This is a genomic window from Streptosporangium sp. NPDC000396 (genome assembly GCF_042898655.1).
Taxonomy (GTDB): domain Bacteria; phylum Actinomycetota; class Actinomycetes; order Streptosporangiales; family Streptosporangiaceae; genus Streptosporangium.
The window spans coordinates 1-24867 of the sequence record NZ_JBIAZA010000038.1 but is presented as its reverse complement, the minus strand read 5'-3'; the positions used below and the strand labels follow the sequence as shown (position 1 = coordinate 24867).

The following is a 24867-nucleotide window of genomic DNA, read 5'->3' as shown; positions in this document are numbered from 1 at the left end:
TGTTTTCCTTTAGATGAGTAAGTCCTAAGGAGTTCGGGGACAAGGGGGACGCGACCGCCGAGTTGGACCGCTCCCTGGAGGAACGAGGCGTGCGGCTGCTGCGGCCGTCTTACCGCTATGTTGCCGTGAGCGGGTTGACCCATTCGAGCTTTGGAAAGCGAGCGAAATCGGAGTCGACCGAACAGACCCCTACCCCATGCTCGATCGCGAGCGCGGCGAGGTGAGCATCCGTGACCATGTTTCCGCGCAGGTCACCTTCGATGAGAAGGCCGCGCAGCACCTCGGCGTGCCGGGCTGTCGGCGCAGGTATCCACGCGGACTCCGCAGCCAACCACTCCTCGACGAAGCTCCAGGCCTCATCTACAGCCAGTGGATCGGCCGATGCTCGTGGATGAGTTGAGATCCTGACGAACGCACACAAAGAATTCCACGGCAAGCCAACACGCACCGGACCGTTGAGAGCTTTCTCCAGCCACGTCTTCGAGGCACCGTGAAACGGGCTTCCCGTGTCAACCGCATAGAGCAGGACGTTCGCATCCACGATCATCAGTCATGCTCCAGGTGATCGAGTAGGTCGAGAGCCTCCGCCACATTCGACACATCCACCCGAAGCCCCATCGCCCGGGTCCGTTGCCGAAAGAGATGACGCTCCGGGCGGGCACGCATGCCTGCCCGGGCGAGCTCGTTGAGCGCTTCACTGAGGCCGATGCGCCTTTCATGCCTCAGCCGCTCGATTGCGGCCATTACATCCTCGTCAAGACGCACAGTTGTCCTCATCTCTCCAGCGTGACATTAGTGATGCACGCCATCAAGCATCAAGATGCGCTCGACTCTACATCGCTCCCACATCGGAAAATTACTTTCCGTTATATTTTGAATACCAGAAGCGACGGAGTCGTCGATGGATCTAGTCTTCGACGACGTGGCCGGCGAATCGTTCGCGGGCGGCGCGCCAGGCGGAGGCGTCCCAGCCTTCCCCGGTGAGGGAGTCGACGGCGTCGTAGCCCATGACCATGGCGTGGTGGGTGTTGTCGTGGGCGAACAGGCCGAGGCGGCCGAAGGTGGTCACGTTCGGGATCGTCGCGGCCCAGGCGTCCAGGCCGCTCAGGTGCCGGGCGTAGCCGGTCTCGTAGACCGGGTAGACGTGCGGCACCCGCCGTACGGACAGGTCGGCCAGGTTGACCGGGGGCAGGCCGCATCGGGAGAGGGTCTCGTGGACGATTCCCGAGAAGTCGTCGGTGGTCCAGATCTCGTCACCCACCGCGCAGGGGATCTCCAGGCAGAGCACCGTACGGTCACCGGGGTCGTCGGCGCTGGTCCGGTAGTTGGCGGGCTCGGAGATCCGCGTCACCGGGGTTTCGGGCCCCGGAAGGTAGTGCGCGTCGAACGGCGTCCACCGGCCGCCCTCGTGGACCGCGTAGACCAGCACCATCGCCCGGAACCGCAACCTTCCGGCCGCCTCGGCGACCTCCGGCGCGGGGCCGGGCTCCACCAGTCGCGCCAGGGCGGGCATCGGGATCGTGGAGAACACCCGCCCGGCGGTCAACCGGTCCCCCGGCGCGGAGGGCGCCTCACCGGTCGGCCGAACCCCCGGCACGGAACCCGTCGCGTCGGGCCCAGCGGCTCCGGCGGCGGCCGGTCCTCCTGACGTGTGCAGTTCCACGGCTCCGGCGCCGGGCTCGATCCGCGTGCAGGCCGTACCGAGGCGGATGTCCGCCCCGGCGGCCGTGGCGGCGTCGGCGAGCGCGTCGACGATCTGGCCGAAGCCCCGGCGGGGGTAGTAGAAGATCTTCCCCTGGCCGTTGGACTGTCCCCGGAGGACGCGGCGCGCGATCTTCCACGGGCTGTCGGCGGTGACCCGCTTGCGCGCCTGGTCACCGTCGATCTCCTCCCCCGGCAACCCCCACAGCTTGACCGCGAACGGCGCGTAGAGCGCGTCGTAGAGGGCGGGGCCCAGGCTCGCCCGGAGCGTCCCGGCGTAGGTGTCCTTTCGGCCCGCACCCCGCAGGGGGGCCGTCAGCGCGTCACGGGCCACCCCTGCCAGCAGTGCCGGAGGCAATCGTTTGGCCAGTTCTCCGGGTTTCAGCGGGAAGCCCACGAACCGGTCTGCGATCCTCAGTCGTCCGTTGCGAGGCCGCTCCTGGAGATCGTCACCTAGGAGGCCGCGCAGGTCGGCCAGGAGATGGGGTGGGGTGGCGGGATGCAACCGGTGACTGCCGTGGTCCACACGGATCCCGGCCACCTCGAAACTCGCGGAGAGCCCGCCCACGTGGTCGGCGCGCTCCAGCACCGTCACCGACAGCCCGCGCAGGGCCGCCCTCCAGGCGGCGGCCAGCCCGGACGGCCCGGCACCCATCACGACGAGATCCGCACTCTTCCCCATAACGGGTTCAACCTTATCGACCCGACACGATGAAGAAACTCTTCGCTGACTGCAACAAAAATGAAGAAACTTATTGACATCGCGATCTTAACTTCGCAGGCTGACCGCATCGGAGATCCCCCAGCCGAGGAGCACCCCCATGCGACGATCCACGCCACTCCGGCTGTCGGCCGCCGCCGTCATGGCCGTCGGCGGTCTCGCCCTCGTACAACCGCCATCGGCCGCCCAGACGACCCTCCACCGATCGGCGTCCGCCCAGACGGCCCCCGGCGACCGGCAGGCCGCCTTCGCCGAGGCGGCCAAGGCCTACGACGTACCTGAAAGCGTCCTGCTCGGCGTCTCCTATCTGGAGTCACGCTGGGACGCCAACGCGGGCCGGCCGAGCAACTCCGCCGGATTCGGCCCGATGCACCTCACCGACGCCGCCGCCGTGGCCGCCGAACTGCCGTCCGCCAACCCCGCCAACCATCACGGCGAGGGCGAGGAAGACTCTCGCGGCGACGACAGCCGCCCTCTTGGGGCCCGGAAGGGGACACCGGCACCTGAGGCCCGCAGGGAGGCAGCGGCCCCGGCCGAGATCCCGGCGTCGCTCCGGACGCTGGAGAAGGCCGCCGAGCTCACCGGCGCGAGCCGTGAGGCGTTGCGCGCCGACCCGGCCGTGAACATCCGCGGCGGCGCGGCCCTGCTGGCCGACTACCAGAAGCAGCTCGGCGCACCGCTCAGCGACGACCCCGCCGAGTGGTACGGCGCGGTGGCCCGCTACTCCGGTGCCACCGAGGCCGACGCGGCGAAGTTCTTCGCCGACGAGGTGTACGCCACGATCCAGAGCGGTGCCGAGCGGATCACCGACGACGGGCAGAAGGTCGGGCTGGAGGCGGCGCCCGGCCTGAAGAAGATCGAGAAATGGCTGGAGAAGCTCGGGCTGCACCGGCCCCGCCGCGACGGCGTCGAGTGCCCGCCCACGGTCTCCTGCGAGTGGGTCCCAGCCCCCTACCAGGCCCTGCCGGACGACGACTACGGCAACCACGACCTGTCGAACCGGCCGTGGAACCAGAAGGTCGAATACATCGTCATCCACGACATGGAGGGGTATTTCGACCCCTCCGTACGGCTCGTGCAGGACCCCACCTACGTCAGCTGGCACTACTCGCTGCGTTCCAATGACGGCCACATCGCCCAGCACGTCAAGACCAAGGACGTCGGCTGGCACGCCGGCAACTGGTACGTCAACGCCAAGTCGATCGGCCTGGAGCACGAGGGCTTCCTCGGCGAGGGCGGCGCCTGGTACACCGAGGCGATGTATCGCACCTCGGCCAAGCTGGTGCGATACCTGGCTCTGCGGCACGGCGTCCCGCTGGACCGCGCGCACATCATCGGCCACGACAACGTGCCGGGCACCCTGCCGAGCACCGTGCGCGGCATGCACGAGGATCCGGGCCCCTTCTGGAACTGGGCGCACTATTTCGAGCTGCTCGGCAGCCCGCTGCACGCCTCCGGCGGCCCGAAGGCGCAGTCGGTGATGATCCTGCCCGACTACGCCAAGAACCAGCCGTACTACTACGGCTGTGACCGGAAGAACCCCTCGGCCGCCTGCCCGCCGCACGGCTCGTCGTCGATCTGGCTGCGCACCGAGCCGCGCGAGGACGCCCCGCTGGTCAAGGACATCGGCAAGCACCCGACCGGTGACTCGCTCTACAGCGTCTACGACCACAGCGCCCGCGCCAACACCGGCCAGCGGTACGCCGTGGCCGACCGCCAGGGCGACTGGACGGCGATCTGGTACCTGGGCCAGAAGGCCTGGTTCCACAACCCTGCGGCCCAGCCCACCGCGGTCCCCTCACACGGTCTGGTGGTGACGCCCAAGCCGGGTCTGGCCAGCGTCCCGGTGTACGGCAGGGCGTATCCGGAGCCGGAGGCCTACCCCGCGAACGTGCCGGTCCAGCCGATCACCCCGCTGCAGTACACCTTCGCCGCGGGCCAGCGCTACACCCTGGGCCTCGCCGCCCAGGGCGAGTACTACAGGGCGGTGACCTTCGACGCGTCCAAGCACGTGGTGGTCCGAGGGAAGCTGAAGTACTACCAGATCCAGTTCGGCCACCGGGTGATGTTCGTCAAGGCCGACGACGTCACGGTGTCCTTCTCCTGAGGGCTTCCCGAGGACTTTCCCGAGGGCCCTCCTGAAGGACCTCCGAGACTTCTGAGGATTCCTGGGAACGTCCCGCCTCCCCTTCGGAGGCCTCCGAAGGGGAGGCCTCCGAACCGGCCGGGGAACGTCGGGAGAACGTCGGGAGAACGTCGGGAGAACGTCTGAGGAACAGGGCTCGCCCTCGTTCCCCCGACCGGCCTCCAGCCCCCGATCGACCTCCGGCCGGTCTCCGGTCCCCCGGCCGGTCTCCGGTCAGCGCAGGGTGCCGTTGGTCATGCCCGCGGGCTCCTCCGGAACGGTGACCAGACCGAGCTCGGAGGACGCCACCACGAAGGGATGGTCGGGGACGACCCGGACGGTGTAGCCGAAGGACCCGGTGTGCTCCAGCGGGATGGTGCCGCTGAAGACCGCCTTGCCATCGTCTCCGTTCGTCTCCAGGGCCATGGTGGCGTAGGCCGGGCTGACCAGCTCGTCGTGGAGCCCGACCGGGCCGTAGGCGGCTTGGACCCGGACGTCTCCGGGGTGCAGCTCGCCCAGGGCGATGGTCGCCCGCAGATCCAGGGACGCCCCCACTTCGGGGGTGTCGCCCAGGTTCGAGGCCTCCACGTGCTCGACGCGGACCCCCGGCCACGCGCGGCCGACCCGGAGCTTCCACGAGGCGAAGCTCTTGGCCGGTTCGTATCCGTCGAGCAGCAGGGCACGAGCGGCCTTGGCCGCCGGGGTGTAGAGGAGAACCACGTAGTCGCGGAGCATCCGGCCGGCGAGGACCTTGGGGCCGAGTGAGGTCAGGGTGTGCCGGACCATCTCCAGCCAGCGCAGCGGCAGGCCGTCGGCGGCGCGGTCGTAGAACCGGTCGGCCACCTCGTTCTGGACCAGGTCGTAGAGCGCGCCGGCCTCCAGCTCGTCACGGCGGTCGGGGTCGGCGACGCCGTCGGCGGTGGGGATGGCCCAGCCGTTGGTGCCGTCGTACCACTCGTCCCACCAGCCGTCACGGATGGACAGGTTGAGCCCGCCGTTCAGCGCGGCCTTCATCCCGGACGTGCCGCACGCCTCCAGCGGGCGCAGCGGGTTGTTCATCCACACGTCGCAGCCCTGGACGAGCAGCTGTCCCAGGGCCATGTCGTAGTCGGGCAGGAAGACGATGCGGTGCCGTACGTCCTCCCGGTCGGCGAACTTCACGATCTGCTGGATGAGCTTCTTGCCGCCCTCGTCGGCCGGGTGCGCCTTGCCCGCGATCACGATCTGGACCGGCTTGTCGGGGTCGAGCAGCAGCGTGCGGAGCCGTTCGGGGTCCTTCAGCATCAGGGTGAGCCGCTTGTAGGAGGGCACCCGGCGGGCGAAGCCGATGGTCAGCACGTTCGGGTCGAGGGCGTCGTCGATCCAGCCGAGCTCGGCGCGAGAGACGCCCCGGTCGATCCAGGACTGGCGCAGCCGCACGCGGGCCGCCTCGACCAGCCGCGCGCGCAGTCTCCCGCGGATCGCCCAGATGTCCGCGTCGGAGATCTTGTTCACGCCTTCCCAGCCCTGGGCCCGCTCGACCAGCGAGGGCAGCTCCCTGCCGGCCAGCTCCATGATCTCGCGGCCGACCCACGTGGGCGCGTGCACCCCGTTGGTGATCGACCCGATCGGGATCTCGGCGACGTCGAAGCCGGGCCACAGCCCCTTGAACATCTCCCGGCTGACCTCGCCGTGCAGCTCGGAGACCCCGTTGACCCGCTGGGCCAGCCGCATGCCCATCGCGGCCATGTTGAACTTGCCCGGTTCGTCCTCGGCGCCGAGCGCCAGGATGCGGTCCACCGGGACCGTGGGCCAGGAGTTGTCGCCGCCGAACTGGCGGGCGATCATCTCGACGGGGAAGCGGTCGATCCCGGCGGGGACGGGAGTGTGGGTGGTGAAGACCGTTCCGGCGCGGACCGCCTCCAGGGCCTCGTCGAAGGAGAGTCTGGTCTCGGTGAGCTCGCGGATGCGCTCCAGGCCGAGGAAGCCCGCGTGTCCCTCGTTGGTGTGGAACACCTCCGGTTCGAGGTGGCCGCTGACCCGGCAGTAGGCCCGGATGGCGCGGACGCCGCCGACACCGAGCAGCAGCTCCTGCATCAGACGGTGGTCGGTGCCTCCGCCGTACAGGCGGTCGGTGACGTCGCGGGCGGCGGCGTCGTTCTCGGCCACGTCCGAGTCGAGCAGCAGCAGCGGGACCCGGCCCACCTGGGCCACCCAGATCTGGGCGTGCAGGGTGCGGTTTTCGGGCAGGCCGATCCCGACCCGCACCGGCGTGCCGTTCTCCTCCCTCAGGAGGGTCAGCGGCAGGCCGCCAGGGTCGAGGGACGGGTAGTGCTCCAGCTGCCAGCCCTCCGGCGAAAGGGACTGGGTGAAGTAGCCGTGCCGGTACAGCAGGCCGACGGCCAGGATCGGCACGCCGAGGTCGCTGGCCGCCTTGAGGTGATCGCCTGCGAGGATCCCCAGGCCGCCGGAGTATTGCGGCAGGGCGGCGGCGATGCCGTACTCGGGCGAGAAGTAGGCGATGGCCCGAGGAGCGTCGGGAATGGTCTGGTACCACCGCGGCCCGGTCATGTATTCGCGAAGATCGTCTGCCGCTTCGGCGACCCGACCGAGGAAGCCGCGGTCGGCGGCGAGCTCGCGGAGGCGGCCGGGGTCGACGGCGCCGAGCAGGGCGACGGGATCGTGGCCGACCCGCTCCCAGACGACCGGGTCGACCTCTGCGAAGAGGTCCAGCGTCCTGGGATGCCATGACCAGCGCAGATTGTGCACAAGCTCGCCCAGGGAGGCCAGCTCCGGAGGAAGGACGGTGCGGACGGTGAACCTGCGGATTGCTCTCACGCTGCCAGACCCTAGTTACTCAGCGCCACGAGGGCGACCTAAACACTCACGCGTCTCCCTCTCACCATTATCAATCAACCCCAAACACACCAAAGACGGGTCGATCACGCGTTCGCTGATCTCAGCGGATCAACTCGCCGTAGATGTAAGGGTCCCGCACTCTTCCGCTGACAGGCATGAAGATGGACTATTGGGGCACGGAGCTATGGGCCGCGTTGCTCTGCCCCCGGGAACCGGCCGTCCATACGGAGGCAGGGCGCTGCCCTACCCCAAGGCCGGGCATGGGGTGTTTGAAAAACGAAGATTTTTCCTTATCGACTTTTCCCGACGGTACCGGGCGTGCCGTCGCTACCTTGAGACGCGATGATCGGACGAATTCCCATCCAGGACATTCACCCCACGGTCGACTGCGGGCGCTACCCCGCCAAGGCCGCCGCGGGTGAGACATTCGAGATCGCCGCCACCGTGTTCCGGGAGGGACACGACGCGGTGGCCGCCGGAGCCGTGCTCACCGGTCCGGACGGCGTGCGCGGACCGCTGCTGCGCATGCGCGAGCTGGCTCCTGGCACCGACCGCTGGGGCGTCGAGGTGACGCTGCCCACCGAAGGTGAGTGGCACTTCCGCATCGAGGCGTGGAGCGACCCGATAGCCACCTGGCTGCACGACGCGGCCATCAAGATCCCCCGTGACATCGACGCCGAACTGATGTGCGAGGAGGGCGCCCGGCTCTTCGAGCGTGCGGCCAGAGCCGTACGGCCCGCCGACTGCGGCGGCGCCGCCGCCAAGGCGGCCACCGGAAAGGCGTCCGCGGGGAAGACGGTCGCCGCCAGGACGACCGCCGGGAAGACGGTGAGCGCCAGGATGGCGGGGCGGCAGAAAGCCGCCGAGGCGCCCGCATGCGGGCACCGTGCCGCCCTCCTGTCGGTGGCGGCCAGGCTGCGCGACCAGGAGCTCGACCCGCGTGCCCGGTTCGCGGTGACCCAGCTTCCGGAGACGGCGGAGATGCTGCGCGCGCACCCGCTCCGCGACCTGGTGACCAGGTCGTCCAGGCGCAGCATCCGGGTCGACCGGCGCAGAGCGCTGTACGGATCCTGGTACGAGTTCTTCCCGCGCTCCGAAGGCGCCATCGTCGAACATGACACCGCCCCCAAGTCCGGAAATTTCGCGACTGCTGCGAAGCGGCTGCCGGCCATCGCGAAGATGGGCTTCGACGTCGTATACCTGCCCCCGATCCACCCGATCGGGCACAGCTTCCGCAAGGGTCCCAACAACACCCTGACGCCCGAGCCGTACGACCCGGGCTCGCCATGGGCGATCGGCTCCGAAGACGGCGGGCACGACGCCATCCACCCCGATCTCGGCACCTTCGAGGACTTCGACGCCTTCGTGGCCAAGGCCCGCGAGCTCGGCATGGAGATCGCCCTCGACCTCGCCCTGCAGTGCGCGCCCGACCACCCGTGGGTCAAGGAGCACCCGGAGTGGTTCAACATCCGCGCCGACGGATCGATCGCCTACGCGGAGAACCCGCCGAAGAAGTACCAGGACATCTACCCGCTGAACTTCGACAAGGACCCCGAGGGCATCTACGCCGAGGTCAAGCGCGTGGTGCGGCTCTGGATGGACCACGGCGTGCGGATCTTCCGGGTGGACAACCCGCACACCAAGCCGGTGGCGTTCTGGGAGCGGCTCATCGCCGACATCAACTCCACCGACCCGGACGTGCTGTTCCTGGCCGAGGCGTTCACCCGGCCGGCGATGATGCACATGCTGGGCAAAATCGGCTTCCAGCAGTCCTACACCTACTTCACCTGGCGGAACACCCGGCAGGAGGTCGAGGAGTATCTCGACGAGCTGTCCCACGAGACGTCGCACTTCCTGCGGCCGAACGTGTTCGTCAACACTCCGGACATTCTTAACGAATACCTCCAACTCGGGGGAGTCGCGGCATTCCGGATTAGAGCGATCATAGCGGCGATGGCGATGCCGACCTGGGGCGTGTATTCGGGATACGAACTTGCGGAGAATGTCCCGGTTCGTCCAGGCAGTGAAGAATACCTAGATAGCGAGAAATATCAGTACAGACCGCGCGATTGGGCCGAGGCCGAACGAGAAGGCCGTAGCCTTGCCCCGCTCATCACGCAACTTAATTTGTTCCGAAGAGCCCACCCGGCGCTCCAGGAACTGCGTAACCTACGGTTCCACAGCGTCGACCATCCGGACCTGGTCTGCTTCTCCAAGCGGCTGCCCGGTGCCTACGACACGGCCACACGACGGCACGGCCTGGGCGACGTGGTGCTGACGGTCGTGAACCTCGATCCGCACAACACCCACGAGGGGATCGTGTCTCTGAACATGCCCGCCCTCGGCCTCGACTGGCAAGCCGAATTCGTCGTGGACGACGAGCTGTCGGGCGAGTCGTATCGCTGGCGGGAGCACAACTACGTGCGCCTCGACCCTCATATTCACCCAGCACACATTTTCACTCTGCGTGCCACGGCGAACCAGCGGTGAGCCGGCCGGGTACGCGAGACCGGCAGAACAGCGGGGAGTCCACTGGTGAGTCAGCTACCTGAGCCGATCCCGAATACCTTCGACGAGGAGAAGCCGCGCGACCCGTACTGGTTCAAGCGCGCGGTCTTCTACGAAGTGCTGATCCGGGGATTCGCCGATTCCAACGGCGACGGTACCGGAGACATCCGCGGTCTCATCGAGAAACTGGACTACCTCCAGTGGCTCGGCGTGGACTGTCTCTGGCTGCTGCCCCTGTACGAATCACCGCTCCGCGACGGCGGATACGACATCGCGGACTTCATGAAGATTCTCCCGGAGTTCGGCGATCTCGGGGATTTCGTGAAGTTGGTGGATGAGGCTCACAAGCGAGGCATGCGAGTCATCGCCGACCTGGTGATGAACCACACCAGTGACCAGCACCCCTGGTTCCAGGCCTCCCGCCACGACCCCGAGGGGCCGTTCGGCGACTTCTACGTGTGGTCCGACACCGACGAGCTCTACAAGGACGCCCGGATCATCTTCATCGACACCGAGTCGTCCAACTGGACCTACGACCCGGTCCGCGGCCAGTACTACTGGCACCGGTTCTTCTCCCACCAGCCGGACCTGAACTACGAGAACCCGGACGTCCAGGACGCGATGCTGGAGGTGCTGCGGTTCTGGCTGGACCTCGGCATCGACGGGTTCCGGATGGACGCCATCCCCTACCTGTTCGAGCAGGACGGCACCAACTGCGAGAACCTGCCCAGGACCCACGAATACCTCAAGCGGGTCAGGGCCGAGGTCGACCGGCTCTACCCCGACCGGGTGCTGCTGGCCGAGGCCAACCAGTGGCCGGCGGACGTGGTGGAGTACTTCGGCGATCCGGCCACCGGCGGCGACGAGTGCCACATGGCGTTCCACTTCCCCCTGATGCCGCGCATCTTCATGGCCGTCAGGCGGGAGTCCCGCTACCCGATCTCGGAGATCCTGGCCCAGACGCCGAAGATCCCCGAAAACTGCCAGTGGGGAATCTTCCTCCGCAACCACGACGAGCTCACGCTCGAAATGGTGACCGACGACGAGCGCGACTACATGTATTCGGAGTACGCCAAGGACCCCCGGATGCGCGCCAACGTCGGCATCCGGCGGCGGCTGGCCCCGCTGCTGGAGAACGACCGCAACCAGATCGAGCTGTTCACCGCGCTTCTGCTGTCGCTGCCCGGCTCTCCGGTGCTCTACTACGGCGACGAGATCGGGATGGGCGACAACATCTGGCTGGGCGACCGCGACGGCGTCCGCACGCCGATGCAGTGGAGCCCGGACCGCAACGCCGGGTTCTCCAGCTGCGACCCCGGGCGCCTGTATCTCCCGGTCATCATGGACCCGATCTACGGCTACCAGGCGATCAACGTCGAGGCGCAGCAGAAGAGCTCCGGCTCGCTGCTGCACTGGACCAAGCGCATGATCGACATTCGCAAGCGTCACCCGGTCTTCGGCCTCGGGGCGTTCACCGAGCTGAACTCCTCCAACCCGAGCGTCCTGGCCTATGTGCGCGAGCTGGGCGACGACCGGATGCTGTGCGTCAACAACCTGTCGCGGTTCCCGCAGCCGGTGGAGCTCGACCTGCGCCGGTTCGAGGGATCGGTCCCCGTCGAGACGATCGGCGGAGTTCCGTTCCCACCAATTGGCGAACTTCCGTATCTTTTGACGCTCCCTGGGCATGGGTTCTACTGGTTCACCTTGCCGCCCGTAATTCAGGAGGCGTAAAGCCGTGTTGACGGAGCTCCTTGCCGGCTGGATAACCCATCAACGATGGTTCGCCGGTAAGGGGCGGCCGATAGACGAGCTCGGCGTCGAATCCGACGTCGAGCTCTCCCCCGGCCTGCGCCATTTGATCATCTCGGTGCGCCAGGCGGGAGCACGCGACCGCTACCAGCTCCTGCTCGGCACCAACGAGGATCCGTCCGGGCGGCTCAACCACGCCCGGATCGGCCCCGGCTACTACGACGCCGCCCACGACCCCGATCTCACCGGCACCCTGCTCGCCGGGATGGCCGAAGACCGCGACACGGGCCCGCTCCGCTTCCGCCACGTCGAAGGGGCGGAGATCGACACCTCCCTGCGCAGCCTGGTGCTCGGCGCCGAGCAGTCCAACACCTCGCTGGTGTACGGCGAGACCTACATCTGCAAGCTGTTCCGCCGCCTGATCCCGGGTGTCAACCCGGAGCTGGAGATCGTCGCCGCCCTGGCCCGCCAAGGCACGCACCACATCGCGCAGCCGTACGGCTGGATCGAGACCGACCTCGACGGCGAGCCCACGACCCTGGCGATGACCCAGGAATTCCTCGCCACGGCCAACGACGGCTGGGCCCTCGCCCTGACCAGCGTCCGCGACCTCTACGCCAGCCTCGAATCCTCGGCCTCCGACGCGGGCGGCGACTTCAGCTCCGAGTCCTACCGCCTCGGCGTCGCCACCGCCGAACTCCACCACGAGCTGGCCACCGCGTTCCCGACCGAGGTGATCGAGTCGCAGGAGGTGAAGCGGATGGTCGAGGAGTTCCGCCGCCGCCTGGCGGTCTCGGTCGACCAGGTTCCCGCGCTCGGCGAGTACGCCCAGGTCGCCGATGAGGCCTACCAGCGGGTCTCCGACGTGGCCAGGGAGATGCCCGTCCAGCGGGTGCACGGCGACTATCACCTCGGCCAGGTGATGCGCACGACCACCGACTGGGTCGTCCTCGACTTCGAGGGCGAGCCCGGCCAGCCCCTGGCCGAGCGCCGTGCCCTGGCCTCCCCGCTGCGGGACGTGGCCGGCATGCTCCGCTCGTTCGACTACGCCGCCCGTCACCTGCTGGCCGACCACCCCGAGGCCGATTCACTGCGCCCCCGGGCGGCGGAGTGGGCCGAGCTCAACCGCTCGTCCTTCCTGGCCGGTTACTCGGCCGGAGGCGGGCACCTGCGCCCCGAGGACGCCGTCCTGCTCCGTGCCCTGGAGCTTGACAAGGCCGCCTACGAAGTGGCGTACGAGGCCCGCAACCGCCCGACCTGGCTTCCCATCCCGATGGCCGCCTTCCAGGTCGAGCGGTAGGCGCCCTTCTCGATCGGCCATTCCCAGAGCTCCTCGGCGGAGGAGGCCGCATAGGAGGGCCTTGATTTACGGAGGGACAGGTCCTAGCCTGCGAGGTTCGTAAAGAAAGTTACCGAACCGCAGGAGTGCGATCATGCTTGGTCTATCGGTTCTGACGGCCGTTGTCACCGGGCTGCACTCTCTGCCCGTCCCGGACATCGCGTCCACCGCCTACGAAGCCGAGCAGGCCACCCTGTCCCAGGCGGTGGTCGACGACAGGCATACGGGGTTCAGCGGCACAGGCTTCGTGGACTACGCAGGCGCCGCCGGAGGTTATGTGGAGTTCACCGTGACCGCCGCGGCCCCGGGCAACGCGGATCTGGTCGTCAGATACGCCAACGCGGCCCCGGCCGACCGTCCGCTGGACATCACGGTGAACGGCTCCACGGTGGCGGCCCGCAGCCCGTTCGCCTCCACCGGAGCCTGGACGACCTGGCGCGAGGTGACGGTGAAGGCGCCGTTGAAAGCGGGATCGAACAAGGTACGGCTCACCGCCGCGACCGAGGTGGGCGGACCCAACCTCGACCGGCTCACCGTGAAGGCGGCCGAGTCACCGGTGGTCACCTCGGTGGCCGAGCTCAGGACCGCGATCGACAAGGCGGCGCCCGGCCAGCGCATCGTGGTCGCCGACGGCCGCTACTCCGTGGACGGCGACATCCCGATCAAGCAGAAGACCGGGATCACCATCGCGGCGCAGACCGTCGGCGGCGTCACCTTCACCGGTACCGGGACCTTCACCTTCGACCGATCCTCGCGCGTCTCCGTCGAAGGCTTTGTGTTCCGCCAGCAGGTCGGGCTCGCCGTTCCCGCCGGATCCACCCGCATCAGGATCGCGCGCAACGTGTTCCGGCTGAACGAGTCCTCCACAGCGAAGATCAACTGGCTGACGGTCGAGGGCGACGATACGGAGATCGCGAACAACACCTTCATGAACAAGACGACCCACGGAGTGTTCCTCCAGGTCAGCGGGCCCGGATCGGGCATGGCGCAACGGGTCGCGATTCGCCGCAACCATTTCTACAACCACCAGTGGACCGGTAACGGCGGCGAGTCGATCCGGCTCGGCTACGGCGATAAGGAGCAGGTGCCGGCCCACGCCGTGGTGGAGTACAACCTCTTCGAGAAGGCCGAGGGCGACGACGAGGCGCTGTCGGTCAAGTCCTCGGACAACGTCGTCCGCGCCAACACCATCCTCGGCGGCAGACGGGGCAGTCTGACGCTGCGCGCGGGCGACCGCACCACCGTGGAGGGCAACTTCCTCATCGGCGGCCCGATAGGCCTGCGGATCTACGGCGAGAACCACACGGTCGTCAACAACTACATCGCGGGTGTCGGCACCGACGGAATCGTCCTGGGCGCCGGATACAACAGCACGCACCACCGGGCCACCGGAACCCGCCTGCTGTTCAACACCGTGGTGAACTCCGGCGGCCTGGCGGTGCGGGTCCAGGGTGGCGCGAACCCGGCGAAGGACTGCGTGATCGCCAACAACATCCTGGTCCGGCCCTCCGCGGGCGCCCTGCTCCGGCTCGGCGAGGCGGAGAACGCCACGGTGGGCGGGAACATCCAGTGGGACACGGTGGCCGGGCCGGGCAAACGCGATCCCAAGCTGGTCCAGGACGCCGCCGGGACCTACCGGCTCGGCACCGCGAGCCCGGCGATCGACGCCTCGAAGGGCAGCTATCCCGAGGTGAAGACGGACATGGACCAGCAGCCGCGCGCGTCGGTCCCGGACGTGGGCGCGGACGAGCGTCACCCCGGCGCCGGAACCGGCCCGCTCACCCGCGCGGACGTGGGCCCGGCCGCCCGCTAATCCCAATGCGGCTACGACCCGCACCCGGTCAGGTTCCGTGGGTGGACAGGCAGAAGGGATGACCCGCGGGGTCCAGCAAGACCCTCCACCGATCAGGCTGCGGCTGGAACGAAGGCTCGGCAGCCCCCAGGGCCAGCATCCGGGCCTGGGCGGCGTCCAGGTCGTCGACGCCCAGTTCGATGTGGGCCTGCTTACCCCGTGACGGGTCCGGCCAGGTGGGAGGCTGGTAGTCGGCGATCCGGAGGAAGCCCAGTCCGGGTGAACCCTCCCGCCCGAGGAGGACGAAGTCCTCGCTGGAGTAGATGACCGGTAGGCCGAGGGCTTCAGCGTAGAAGCGGGCCAGTTCGCCGGGATCGGCGCAGTCGAAGTCGACGGACAGGAAGCGGATCGCAGGTGCGGACGTGGCTCCGGTGCTCATGGTCGAGAGGCTATGACGAGACCAGGACAGGATCGGTCCTGGTCGTCAGGAAGACTTGGCCGGGTGACGAAGACTTCCTCCCGCCTGCTGCGACTGCTCGTGCTGCTGTCCACGCGGCCGTCGTGGACCTGCCGCGAGCTCGCCGAGCGGATGGCGGTCACCGACCGTACGATCCGGCGCGACATCGCCAGGCTGCGGGACCTTGGTTACGGCGTGGAGTCCGACCCCGGACCCTGGGGCGGCTACCATCTGGGCTCCGGCGCCGGTGTGCCGCCGTTGATCCTGGACGACGAAGAGGCGCTGGCCGTGGCCGTCGCCCTGCGCGAGGCCGCACTCAGCGGTGTGCTCGGCGGCGACCAGGCCGCATTGTCGGCGCTGCTGAAACTCCGGCAGACGCTGCCGAAACGGATCGCGAAGCGGCTGGGCGAGCTGGGTGACACCTTCGTGCAGACTCCCAGGTCCAAGGAACCGCAGATCAGCCCCGGCATGCTGCTGGAACTGGCCACGGCCTGCCGCCGCGGCGAGCGTACCCACCTGTCATACCGTGACCATGAAGGCAAGGCCACGGTCCGTGACGTCGACCCCTACCGCCTCGTCCGCACGACCCACCGCTGGTACTTCGTCGCCCGCGACGTGGCACGGGGCGAGTGGCGCACGTTCCGAGCCGACCGGGTGGTGCAGGTACGACCGACCGGACACGCGGTGGAATTCCTCGACCCGCCGGACCCGGTCCTGCTGGTCGCCGAGGGCATCGCGAGCGTCACGTACCCGCTCTACGTGACGATCCGCCTCCCCCTGCCTCTGGACCAGGCGCTGCGGGTTGTCCCCCCGACGATCGGCACCCACCATCCCGACGGCGCCGAAACCACTGTCGTCGAAATCGGCGGACGCGACGCCGATCAGCTCGCCCGATATCTGCTCGGCCTGGGCACTCCGCTCCAGGTGCTCTCGCCCCACGAGGTACGGGAGGCCCTGTTATGCCACGCCCAGGCACTTGCTGATGCCAACGAAAGCTTCTTGCCGAACTGCGATCTTGGTCGACACTGTTCTAGCAGGAGCTCTGTTGCTGTTTCCGCCCATTTGATGGCCCCGCGAGATCGCTAACTAAGCGACCTTGCCGCTAGTCCGGGAAACCGAACAGCTGCCCATACCTCAGCCCATAGGGAAGCGCCTGAGAGGCGGTCGCCCGCCCCGGACCTATCGGAAACGCGGCGTCAGGCCCGATCGTCCATCAGATCCAGGCAACGCGGCCATCGGCCCGCGCTCCCGAGAACGTCCCTCGGCCACAGCCAGCCGCGAAGGACGTCCTGGAGAAATCAAGGCAGGTGACGTTCCTCTCTACTCAGAAAGCACCTCCTTGCTGCCAACTTAATGCCAGGGTTAAGCTATGGATGAGGCCGCATGGGAGGTCGTCTTGGTCGCCGAGGTAAGCGACTGGTATGACCAGTTGTGCCGAGACGACTGGGACAGCGCCGAGCAGGTCGAAGACGCCATAGACATGTTGGCAAGGGTCGGGCCGACTCTCGGCCGCCCCTTGGTGGACCGCATCAAAGGGGCCGACAATCATCACCTGAAGGAATTGCGGCCTGGCTCGTCAAGAGAGAGCGAGATCCGCATCCTGTTCTCGTTCGATCCGGTTCGCCGGGCGGTGCTTCTCGTCGCGGGCGACAAGGCAGGCAACTGGAGCCATTGGTATGAAACGAACATACCGCTGGCGGAAAAGCGTTATGCCGAGCACGTGGCGGAGTTGACCAGCAGGGAGTACGAATGAGCACGACGAGCTGGGACGAGGTGAAGCGGCGGGCGCGGGAGCGACGCCAGGCCGCAGGACTGCCGGTGCGGTCGGAGGCCGAGAAGTCTGCCGCGATGGACCGGCTTGCCGCAGAGGTGAGGGCACACAAGCTTGCCGAGATCAGGCGCGAGCAGGACCTGACTCAGCGTGACGTGGCCGCCGCCATGGGGGTCTCCGGCCCGAGAGTCTCAGCCATCGAGCACGGGGAGGTCGACCGCGTCGAGGTGGCGACCTTGCGCTCATATGTCGAGGCTCTCGGCGGGCGGCTCCGAGTGGTGGCCGACTTCGGCGATGTCGAATACACCGTGGCGTAGACGATCAGTGGCTCCGGAGACACGCACTGCCCCGGAGCCACCGTGACGCGGGTGTCAGCAGATGACGAGCAGGCCCGTGATGGCGGAGCAGGTGGCCGAGGCCGTGTCGTTGGCAGGCTGGGTGTCGGCCGGGGTGCTGTCGAGGCGCCGGGCCGTGACGGTGAGGCGGGTGCTGATGACGAGCAACTGGGTGTGCAGGCCCAGGGACTTGGTCACGGAGCCGCCCGCGGGGAGGGCCCCCAGGTCACAGGTGACGGTGCGGGCCCCGGTGTCGACGGCGCAGCCCGAGGCCGCCGGCTGGGCGAAGCCCGCCGGATAGGTGAAGCGCAGGCGTGCCGCGGTCGCGGCGGCCGGCCCCCGGTTGGTGACGGTTGCGGTGAAGGTGGCGTAGGCGACGCCCAGACCCCTGGGAGAGGCCGCCAGCGAGACGGCGAGATCGGCGACGGGCGGGATGGCGTTGATCGTCAGGCTGCCGAGATCGGTGGTGACGGGGCCGTCGGCGAAGTTCTCGGTCAGGGTGGCGTGCAGGGGGACCTGACCGGACGCCGTGGTCTTGAAGGGGAGATAGATCACGGTGCGGTTCGTGTCACCCGGGTCGAAGTCGCGCCAGTCGACGGTGACGGTACGGCTCGTGGTGTCGCCGGTGACGGCCCGCGTGTGACCTTCCGGGTCGGGCGACCACCAGGACAACCTGCCCGCGTCGAGGCTGCTGTCGGCCTCGGGGGCGAAGGTGATGGTCAGCGGGGCCGTCTCGATCCTGCGGTCCGAGGTGTTGGTGTAGGAGAGGTCCAGCAGGGCCTCGGCGCCGGGGGCGACGGTCCTGGGCGCGGTGAGCGTGATGTGCCCGGGCTGCCCGATGGTGATCGTGGTGCCCTCGTCGGCGGCGGCCCGCTGCGGGCCCACCAGACCGGCGGCGACCAGGAGCATCAGCAGGAGGCCGGACACCACGGATGTCCGGCGCACACGGCCTGACGCGATGCCTGTCGTCCCTGTCGTCGAGAACATGCCTTCTCCTTCATGCGGCGAAGAACAACATCTGGATGATCGCCGTACGGGTGCCCGACCCCCGACCGACGCAGAGCCGGAGCAGACGGATGGGATCACTCCGTACAGGACGATACGCAGAGTGTGACGAATCTTCATGAAACATGAGGCGGTTTAGGCATATCGGATGAGATCAATACGATTTCACCCCAACCGAAAAAGGCAAACCAGACTGTCATCCAACCGGCTTCGAAACCGGCCACCGACACCGGCCGGAGGCAGGGCCACGACTGGAACGACCGGCACTCACACGTCGCCCCGATCATGCGGTTCTACATAAATGGGACATTTCTTAAAACGCTCATGTGAATCGAAAATTCGTGATGCGATTCACGCGTTCTTCAGCGGCAAAGACCGTCGCAGACCGCGTCGATGGGATGATGCACACCATGAGCGTCGCCGATCTCCTCGAGCGACCGACCTACACGATGTCCCAGGTCGATCGCCTGCTCGGCTTGCCCACCGGCACCGCACGACGCTGGATCGACGGATACGTCCGCAATGGCCGCACCTACGATCCAGTCGTCCGGCAACGTCATACTGGCGAGGAAATGGCCACATGGGGCGAGTTCATCGAGACTCGTCTGCTGGCCGAATACCGCGACGCGGGTGTCCCCATCATCAACATGCGACCGGCCATAGCGAAGTTACGGACTGAGACCCGGTCACAGTATCCCCTTGCCCAATCGGCGAACTTCGTGACCCCGCATGGCAAGGAGCTCATCCAACGGGTCCAGGAACAGGTCGGACTGCAGAACGAGCTTCTTCTCGTGGTGGTACGCAGCGGTCAGCTCGTCATGGCCGACCCCGTCGAGATCTTCGTCGATGCGGTGGAGTTCGACGACGGAACCGCCGTACGCATGCTCCCCGACCCTCGGCTTCCCGATGTCAAGATCGATCCATTGCGGGCGTTCGGTGAGCCCGCCGTCCGGTCCGTTCCCACGGAAGTCATCGCCGAACAGGTCAGAGCGGGTGACTCCGAAGAAATGATCTCCGACCTCTATGAGCTGTCGCTCGAACAGGTGCACGCCGCCGTGCTGTTCGAGCAGCGCCGTAGCGCCTGAACCTCTGGAACGTCATGCCCCCCATAGACCCGCAGAGCGTACGCTTTTTCGTCGATGAGACCTCCCTCGGTGTCGGCCGTGCCCTGGCCCTCCTGCGCGTTCATGGCGGTCAACGAGACCGGGATCAGCGACATGCAAATCAGGTCTCAGGGACGATGACAAGTGCCGAATACGCTGCGGAGAAGGCAGGCAAGCAGCGCGGGCGAGCGCAATGAACTGGGATGAGGTTGGGGGGCTTCAGCCCGAGAGCCTCGGCGATGTCGAATACACAGCGGCTTAGCTTGTAAGGCGAGAAGGCCCTTGGCCATCGCCAAGGGCCTTCTCGCGCTTCCGGGGCGCTGGAGTGGGGGCTAGAAGTCGAACTCGCCCTTCTTGGCCCCGTCGATGAAGGCCTCCCACACGCTGGAACTCACCACGAAAGGCGCCTTCTCGGGAGCCTCGGTGTCACGCAGACCGACCCGGCCACCGGACAGCGGGGCGACCTCCAGGCAGTTTCCCTGGTCGGACCCGCTCTTGGTGGCCTTACGCCAGGCAGCAGTCTTCAGCTCATCGCTCAGGTCCACAGCTTCTCCGCTTCTCGGATCAACTCGATGGAGGCAGGTTGGGGGTGCGCCTCGGCTCGCAGTGCGTCGTATCTGCCATGGATGGCTTTCACATCTTCCGGCCGATCCGACACATGCCCATGGATTGCGGATTGGATATACACCATATCTGGGCTTCCTGGAAGCTGCGCGATCACGAAGCCGCCGAGGATTCCCGTCGTCACCCCCAGAGCCAAGGGAACGACCTGGATGCCGATTCGCGGGGACTCTATCGCCTCCATGAGGCGTTCGAGCTGCCGACGCATGACTTCCCTGCCACCGATCGGGCGATGCAGAACGCCTTCGTCGATCACCGCCATAAATAGGGGCGAATTGGCGCGGGCGAATATTTTCTGTCGTTCCATTCGGGCGGCGACGGCCTTTTCCATCTGCTCGTCGGTTATGCCGGGCTCTCCACGGATAACCGCCCGCGCGTAATCCTCGGTTTGGAGAAGACCTGGCACGACGAGCGGTTCCCAGGTGTGCAGGGTGTGCGCCTCCTGCTCGATGTCCAACCAGCCCCGGAACCACCAGGGACTTGCCGCCCGAGTGAGGCGTTCCCACAAGCGGACGAGTTCCCCTCCCGCCTCCAAGGCGTCGTCGTAGCGCTGCATGAAGTTGCGGCTCGGCGTGCGCTGACCTCTTTCAATGAAGCCGATCAGACTCGCACTGAACTGAACGGCTTCCGCCAGACGCTCCATGGAGATATTTGCCCTTTTTCGGTGCTTACGCAGTTCAGCACCCAAGAGAACCAGAGGATTCACAGAGGGTTCAGGTTCAGGGGAAACGGACATTTCAGCTCCGTCTGTGATGGGGGAACGCTACTCGCCGACACAGAAAACACAGTTCCACTACAAAGTGTCCTGTCGCTGTGCGGGAATTTCGATATCAAACGTAGCCGGTTGAAGGCACTCCGTGAAGGGACGGAAGGCGCGAGAACAGCGCCGAGAGACCCCTCTCATACACACAGACAAGAGTCTTATAGCTCTGTCGAAAAAATCACCGCCTATGTCCGGATAAAGGGTGTTGAAAATGACCGCTGAGACCTCAGAAACGTGTGACTCCGGCGGGCATTTCACCTATCCGCCGGACACGCACCTGTCACTTTTCGGCAAGCCCGCACGAAACGGTGGCAGCCCCGCCCAGCCGGGCCCGCCGATGCGCCTCTCACCCGGTTCATAGGCGCCCACATCAGAGACACCCTCACCCGGCCGGGATCGTCCCACCCGGAGATGCCCTCACCCGACCATGGCCGTCCCCGCGGAAACGTCCCCACCCGAGAGCCGTCCCCGTCCCGAAGACGAAAGCGGGGCTCGCCACGGCACAGCACGCCATGACAAGCCCCTTGACCGGATACCGGAGGTCCGATCCGATGCACCACCGTAGTGGAACCCACAGGCCGATCAGGGTCCGTTGGCACAATGACCGGCCGCCGATGCCGTTCGGATGCCGCTGGTGTGGCCATCCGCCGTACGCGCACGAAGCGGCGAGCCTGCCCCATCGGGCCCACCACGACTGGGAGCAGCCCACTCCCGCACAGGTTCACGCCCGGATGGCCGTACGGCGGCGCCTCGGGCTGTGCGACCGGCCACCGGTCCCCACACCGGTGCGCCCGCTCCTGCCGCCGGCCTTCCCCGCCGTCTCCCCCGGGCGGCACCGGCGGCAGGAGCACCCCTCGTCAGTGGCTGTCACGCCGTACCGGCTCGGAGAGCCACCGGGCACACGAACCTCGCTCGGCGAGCGCGAGCCGTACCGGCGTGGACGACCGCCCGGCAAGCGGGCATCGTCCGGCGGGCGCGAGCCGTACCGGAAAGGGGCAGCGCCATGAACCCGCGTGACACCGACACCCGGCCGCGCGGGCGGCACCGCTGAGGAACTGCGCTACCTGAGACGCGAGGCGGATCGGACGCCTCCTCCACCCGCCCGCATCCCATCACCTCCACGAGGAGCCCCGATGCCCGACAATCTGAGGACCGTCTGCTGGATCCTGCCCCACGACCTGTCGATCGTCGGCAAGGCTCGCAGAATGGTGAACGAGACGCTCACCGCCTGGATGCTCCAGAGCCTCGCCGACGACGTGGTCCTGGTGTCCGGGGAACTGCTCGCCAACGCGATCACCCACGGCGAACCCCTGGTCAGGCTCTCCCTGTGGGCGGGGACCGACGAGTTCTGCGTCCGGGTCACCGACCACGGCCCCGGACGGCCCCGCCCTCTCAGCCTCGGGGTCGAGGCGCTCCACGGCCGGGGCCTCGCCATCGTCGAGGCGCTCGCCGACGATTTCGGCGTCACCCCACTGCCCGACCGCCCCGGCAAAACCGTCTGGGCCCGCTGGCGGGTACCGTCACACAGCGTCCGAGCGGCTCGGTGAATGACGTGAACCGAAGCGTCCAGGGTGCATACAGACTCCGGATCCGAGAAATCCCTAACGTGCTTCGGATCGTTCCCGAAGGCTCGCGACCAACTGCCAGACACCGGTCGAGGGATTCTTCAACGGCTCTCCGCTGTCAGAGCTGAGTTTCTGCGCTCTACGGCACGCGGCGTCGACTCCGTCCGCGAAGTCGGAGAACCTGGTGTTGCTTTCGCTCCAGGAGGGGACGACCTCTCTCAGCTTTCTTTTGGCTTCTTCGGCCGACAGGAACGGCCTCGCGCAATCGGTGTGGTGAAGGATCAGCCAGAATTCGAAACACGGCGTGGACAGGCCGAGATCGACGGGGCCACGCCGTGCTTCACGCTGCATCGCCTCCGTGAGCGTTTCATCCAGCTCCGTGTCCAGAACGCACCAGACGGCGTCGTATTCGCTCGACACCCGGCTGATCGCCTCGCGCACCACGGAAATATGGTCCCCTTTGGGGGCGTCCACATCGATTTGGGGACCGCGGCGCGACCGCATGCCGGAGAAGTAGTTTTTCTCGGTTTTCCCTTCGCACAGGATCAGGAAGCTGGAGCGCTCCTCCCTCGCACCTCGACTGTTCCGTCCCAGACGGGTTTCAGTGCTGATCCTCGCAGACTTGTATGCCCGGGGGGACATCGCCTACCTCTCCGCGCATGGAAAGCGCAGTAGCGAAAATCTCGTCATTGACGATCGGAACGGCACCGTAGCGGCCGGCCATATACCTCCGCTCCCGGTTCTCATCCCGGCGCGGCTTGAACTCGGACAACGAGAACAGCTCGGTCACACCGCATTCGTCCTTCTCGGTGAACCAGATGTGGTCTCGATGGAGCACCTCTTCGCCCTGAATCCGGCCGAGCAGTGTGGCGTCGTGGCTGGTGAAGATGAGCTGCGCCCCCAGGGGATTAGTCGACGGCTCTCGGAACAGCTTGATCAGTTGAGCAGACAGATAGGGATGCAGGCTTGAGTCGAGCTCGTCCACGATGAGAGGAGTTCCTCGATCGAGCGACCTGAAGACCGGGAGCCCTATTTCGTAGAGGGCCTGCGTCCCGAGGGACTGGTCTCTCAACCCCAGGGCGAATGTGCCCTTTTCTCCCTTGTGCTTAAAAAATATGTCTTTGCGCCGCTGTGGAAGATATCCATCAACCCCTCCCAGACGAGCGGACCGTTCGGCGAACTCCGCATCCGTCTCCTCGATGATCTCAGCCGACTCGATTCCGGTATCCGCGGCCTGCAGCAGCGACGTCAGCCGGTCGAGATAACCGGAGCGGTCGAGGGACTCCGTGGTGGAAGCGGAACCGCGAAAGAAACGCGTCGTCATGGGCTTACGACCCAGAACACCGGCGAACCAGTCATAGACCGCCCTGACCAGGACCTGCCTCGACCTCGCTGCGACGGACAGGAAGAGCACATTCGACTCTGTGATCTCCTGCACCTGCCGCATTGACTCCGGAGAATGCTCGCCGTACGAGTATTCGTCCAGACACCGGTGGAAAATCGTGCGTTTCCGCTTCTGCGGGTAACTGTACATCCACTCTTCGGTCACCTGCATGTCGTCGACCGAAAAGCCATATGTGTGCCTGACCCCTTCCAGGAGGAGATCGACCACGTACGTGGATGGCTTTTTACGCATGGCAGGATCCAGGGCGAAGGGATGTCGATGGATGCCGGTGCCCGGCTCGCTCTCCTTGAGAGAACCTCGCACCAGGTTTCGCATGTAAACCAATGCGTCGATGAAGTTGGACTTGCCTGAGGCGTTGGGCCCGAAAAGCCCGACCACGGGCACGGCCTCCCAGTCGGCGCCCGCGGAACCGTCAGCACTGTAGCTGGGAGTCAGCAGCAACTGCTGCTCATCTCGGAGTGATCGATGGTTAGCTGTGCGAAAACTCAGCAACATCGGCGTGCCGACCTCCTTTCCACGAGGGATCTACCCCTAGTCGCGCGAAAGAACCGCACGAACGAGCGTGAGCAACTGTACGGGACCGGCCATCCGGCTGTCCGGGGAGACCGCCAAGTCCGCCTCGATTCGGACGGCGAGCGAATGACGTGCCGCTTACCTCTCCATATACGAAATAGAAATACGGCAATCACGCATACAACCTACCAAAGCAGGACTTTCAGACATATAAGGACTCCAGTAGAAATGAAGAAATTTCCAACGGATATGTAGATCGGAGTACCTGTAAGTGTCTTCGAGCACATTCGGAAAGACGCACCGCTGACCTGCATATCCGTTGTTTCCTGCGCCGTTACTACTGGGACCGCCGCATGTGACGGCCCGCCCGGGATTTTCCGGGCCGAGGGTCACTGGTGACCGAGGCACCGTCCCGCTCACCGGCCGAGCCGGACTGTGTTGATCTCACTGAGGCGGGGACACAGTGACGTGATCTCAGCGAATTGCCGGTAGGTAGTTGTGCTCGAAATGGGTGAGGACAAGCGCTGCGCGGGCGATGTCGCCGATTCTGCTGGGG

General features: G+C 66.6%; 21 protein-coding genes. 11 read left to right on the top strand and 10 right to left on the bottom strand.

Annotation, left to right across the window (positions count from 1 at the left end):
* Positions 1-115: 115 nt before the first annotated feature.
* From ACFY2X_RS40730 to ACFY2X_RS40720, 3 genes are all read right to left on the bottom strand, one after another.
* Positions 116-547 carry a type II toxin-antitoxin system VapC family toxin gene (locus tag ACFY2X_RS40730; protein WP_389948683.1) on the bottom strand — a complete coding sequence of 144 codons (432 nt, stop codon included), beginning with the start codon at positions 545-547 and terminating at the stop codon, positions 116-118.
* Positions 547-765, bottom strand: a complete 219-nt coding sequence (locus tag ACFY2X_RS40725; protein ID WP_389948681.1) for a hypothetical protein — start codon at positions 763-765, stop codon at positions 547-549. Before ACFY2X_RS40725 ends, ACFY2X_RS40730 begins: the two co-directional genes overlap by 1 nt.
* Before the next feature lie 142 nt (positions 766-907).
* Entirely contained in the window at positions 908-2383 is a 1476-nt protein-coding gene (locus ACFY2X_RS40720; RefSeq protein ID WP_389948679.1) for a protoporphyrinogen/coproporphyrinogen oxidase, read from the bottom strand.
* Positions 2384-2522: 139 nt separating this feature from the next.
* On the opposite strand from ACFY2X_RS40720, the gene ACFY2X_RS40715 reads away from it, so the two are divergent.
* On the top strand, positions 2523-4529 hold the full coding sequence (locus tag ACFY2X_RS40715) for an N-acetylmuramoyl-L-alanine amidase (protein WP_389948677.1): 2007 nt from the start codon (positions 2523-2525) through the stop codon (positions 4527-4529).
* Positions 4530-4781: 252 nt separating this feature from the next.
* On the opposite strand, the gene glgP is transcribed toward ACFY2X_RS40715, so the two are convergent.
* A complete protein-coding gene (gene glgP / locus ACFY2X_RS40710) occupies positions 4782-7364 on the bottom strand; it encodes an alpha-glucan family phosphorylase (protein ID WP_389948675.1) in 2583 nt (860 codons plus the stop codon).
* Positions 7365-7727: 363 nt separating this feature from the next.
* Between glgP and ACFY2X_RS40705 the strand changes: the two genes are divergently transcribed.
* The 4 genes from ACFY2X_RS40705 to ACFY2X_RS40690 all read left to right on the top strand — a co-directional run bounded on the left by ACFY2X_RS40705 (position 7728) and on the right by ACFY2X_RS40690 (position 14794).
* Positions 7728-9875: an alpha-1,4-glucan--maltose-1-phosphate maltosyltransferase gene (locus ACFY2X_RS40705; RefSeq protein WP_389948673.1), complete on the top strand. Its 2148-nt coding sequence runs from the start codon at positions 7728-7730 to the stop codon at positions 9873-9875.
* A 45-nt stretch (positions 9876-9920) separates the two neighbouring features.
* Complete coding sequence (gene treS / locus ACFY2X_RS40700; RefSeq protein ID WP_389948671.1) at positions 9921-11624, top strand: maltose alpha-D-glucosyltransferase; 1704 nt, start codon at positions 9921-9923, stop codon at positions 11622-11624.
* A 4-nt stretch (positions 11625-11628) separates the two neighbouring features.
* Positions 11629-12942 (top strand): phosphotransferase, encoded by a 1314-nt coding sequence (locus ACFY2X_RS40695; RefSeq protein WP_389948669.1) that lies wholly within the window; start codon positions 11629-11631, stop codon positions 12940-12942.
* Positions 12943-13075: 133 nt separating this feature from the next.
* Positions 13076-14794 (top strand): chondroitinase-B domain-containing protein, encoded by a 1719-nt coding sequence (locus ACFY2X_RS40690; protein ID WP_389948667.1) that lies wholly within the window; start codon positions 13076-13078, stop codon positions 14792-14794.
* Between the two features lie 28 nt (positions 14795-14822).
* On the opposite strand, the gene ACFY2X_RS40685 is transcribed toward ACFY2X_RS40690, so the two are convergent.
* The gene (locus ACFY2X_RS40685) at positions 14823-15212 is read right to left on the bottom strand and encodes a VOC family protein (RefSeq protein ID WP_389948665.1); all 390 of its coding nucleotides are present in this window, start codon (positions 15210-15212) and stop codon (positions 14823-14825) included.
* A 63-nt stretch (positions 15213-15275) separates the two neighbouring features.
* Here ACFY2X_RS40685 and ACFY2X_RS40680 point away from each other — a divergent pair, with 63 nt between their 5' ends.
* The 3 genes from ACFY2X_RS40680 (at position 15276) to ACFY2X_RS40670 (ending at position 17318) form a co-directional block, all read left to right on the top strand.
* A complete protein-coding gene (locus ACFY2X_RS40680; protein WP_389948663.1) occupies positions 15276-16316 on the top strand; it encodes a helix-turn-helix transcriptional regulator in 1041 nt (346 codons plus the stop codon).
* Positions 16317-16599: 283 nt separating this feature from the next.
* The gene (locus tag ACFY2X_RS40675) at positions 16600-16983 is read left to right on the top strand and encodes a type II toxin-antitoxin system RelE/ParE family toxin (RefSeq protein ID WP_389948661.1); all 384 of its coding nucleotides are present in this window, start codon (positions 16600-16602) and stop codon (positions 16981-16983) included.
* A complete protein-coding gene (locus ACFY2X_RS40670; RefSeq protein ID WP_389948660.1) occupies positions 16980-17318 on the top strand; it encodes an XRE family transcriptional regulator in 339 nt (112 codons plus the stop codon). The genes ACFY2X_RS40675 and ACFY2X_RS40670 overlap by 4 nt, the downstream gene beginning before the upstream one ends.
* A gap of 54 nt (positions 17319-17372) precedes the next feature.
* On the opposite strand, the gene ACFY2X_RS40665 is transcribed toward ACFY2X_RS40670, so the two are convergent.
* Complete coding sequence (locus ACFY2X_RS40665) at positions 17373-18323, bottom strand: hypothetical protein (RefSeq protein ID WP_389948658.1); 951 nt, start codon at positions 18321-18323, stop codon at positions 17373-17375.
* 344 nt (positions 18324-18667) lie between these two features.
* Here ACFY2X_RS40665 and ACFY2X_RS40660 point away from each other — a divergent pair, with 344 nt between their 5' ends.
* On the top strand, positions 18668-19426 hold the full coding sequence (locus ACFY2X_RS40660) for a DUF433 domain-containing protein (protein ID WP_389948656.1): 759 nt from the start codon (positions 18668-18670) through the stop codon (positions 19424-19426).
* 350 nt (positions 19427-19776) lie between these two features.
* Here the strand turns inward: ACFY2X_RS40660 and ACFY2X_RS40655 are convergent, their stop codons facing one another.
* Positions 19777-19989 carry a DUF397 domain-containing protein gene (locus ACFY2X_RS40655; RefSeq protein ID WP_389948654.1) on the bottom strand — a complete coding sequence of 71 codons (213 nt, stop codon included), beginning with the start codon at positions 19987-19989 and terminating at the stop codon, positions 19777-19779.
* Positions 19980-20801, bottom strand: coding sequence for a helix-turn-helix domain-containing protein (locus tag ACFY2X_RS40650; RefSeq protein WP_389948652.1), 822 nt, complete (start codon positions 20799-20801; stop codon positions 19980-19982). The genes ACFY2X_RS40655 and ACFY2X_RS40650 overlap by 10 nt, the downstream gene beginning before the upstream one ends.
* A 641-nt stretch (positions 20802-21442) precedes the next feature.
* Here ACFY2X_RS40650 and ACFY2X_RS40645 point away from each other — a divergent pair.
* Both ACFY2X_RS40645 and ACFY2X_RS40640 read left to right on the top strand, forming a co-directional pair.
* Positions 21443-21835, top strand: a complete 393-nt coding sequence (locus ACFY2X_RS40645) for a hypothetical protein (protein ID WP_389948650.1) — start codon at positions 21443-21445, stop codon at positions 21833-21835.
* 126 nt (positions 21836-21961) lie between these two features.
* The gene (locus tag ACFY2X_RS40640) at positions 21962-22375 is read left to right on the top strand and encodes an ATP-binding protein (protein WP_389948648.1); all 414 of its coding nucleotides are present in this window, start codon (positions 21962-21964) and stop codon (positions 22373-22375) included.
* Between the two features lie 54 nt (positions 22376-22429).
* Here ACFY2X_RS40640 and ACFY2X_RS40635 read toward each other — a convergent pair whose 3' ends face one another.
* Positions 22430-23035, bottom strand: coding sequence for an RloB family protein (locus ACFY2X_RS40635; RefSeq protein ID WP_389948646.1), 606 nt, complete (start codon positions 23033-23035; stop codon positions 22430-22432).
* Positions 22995-24239, bottom strand: a complete 1245-nt coding sequence (locus ACFY2X_RS40630; protein WP_389948644.1) for an ATP/GTP-binding protein — start codon at positions 24237-24239, stop codon at positions 22995-22997. Before ACFY2X_RS40630 ends, ACFY2X_RS40635 begins: the two co-directional genes overlap by 41 nt.
* Between the last annotated feature and the right edge of the window lie 628 nt (positions 24240-24867).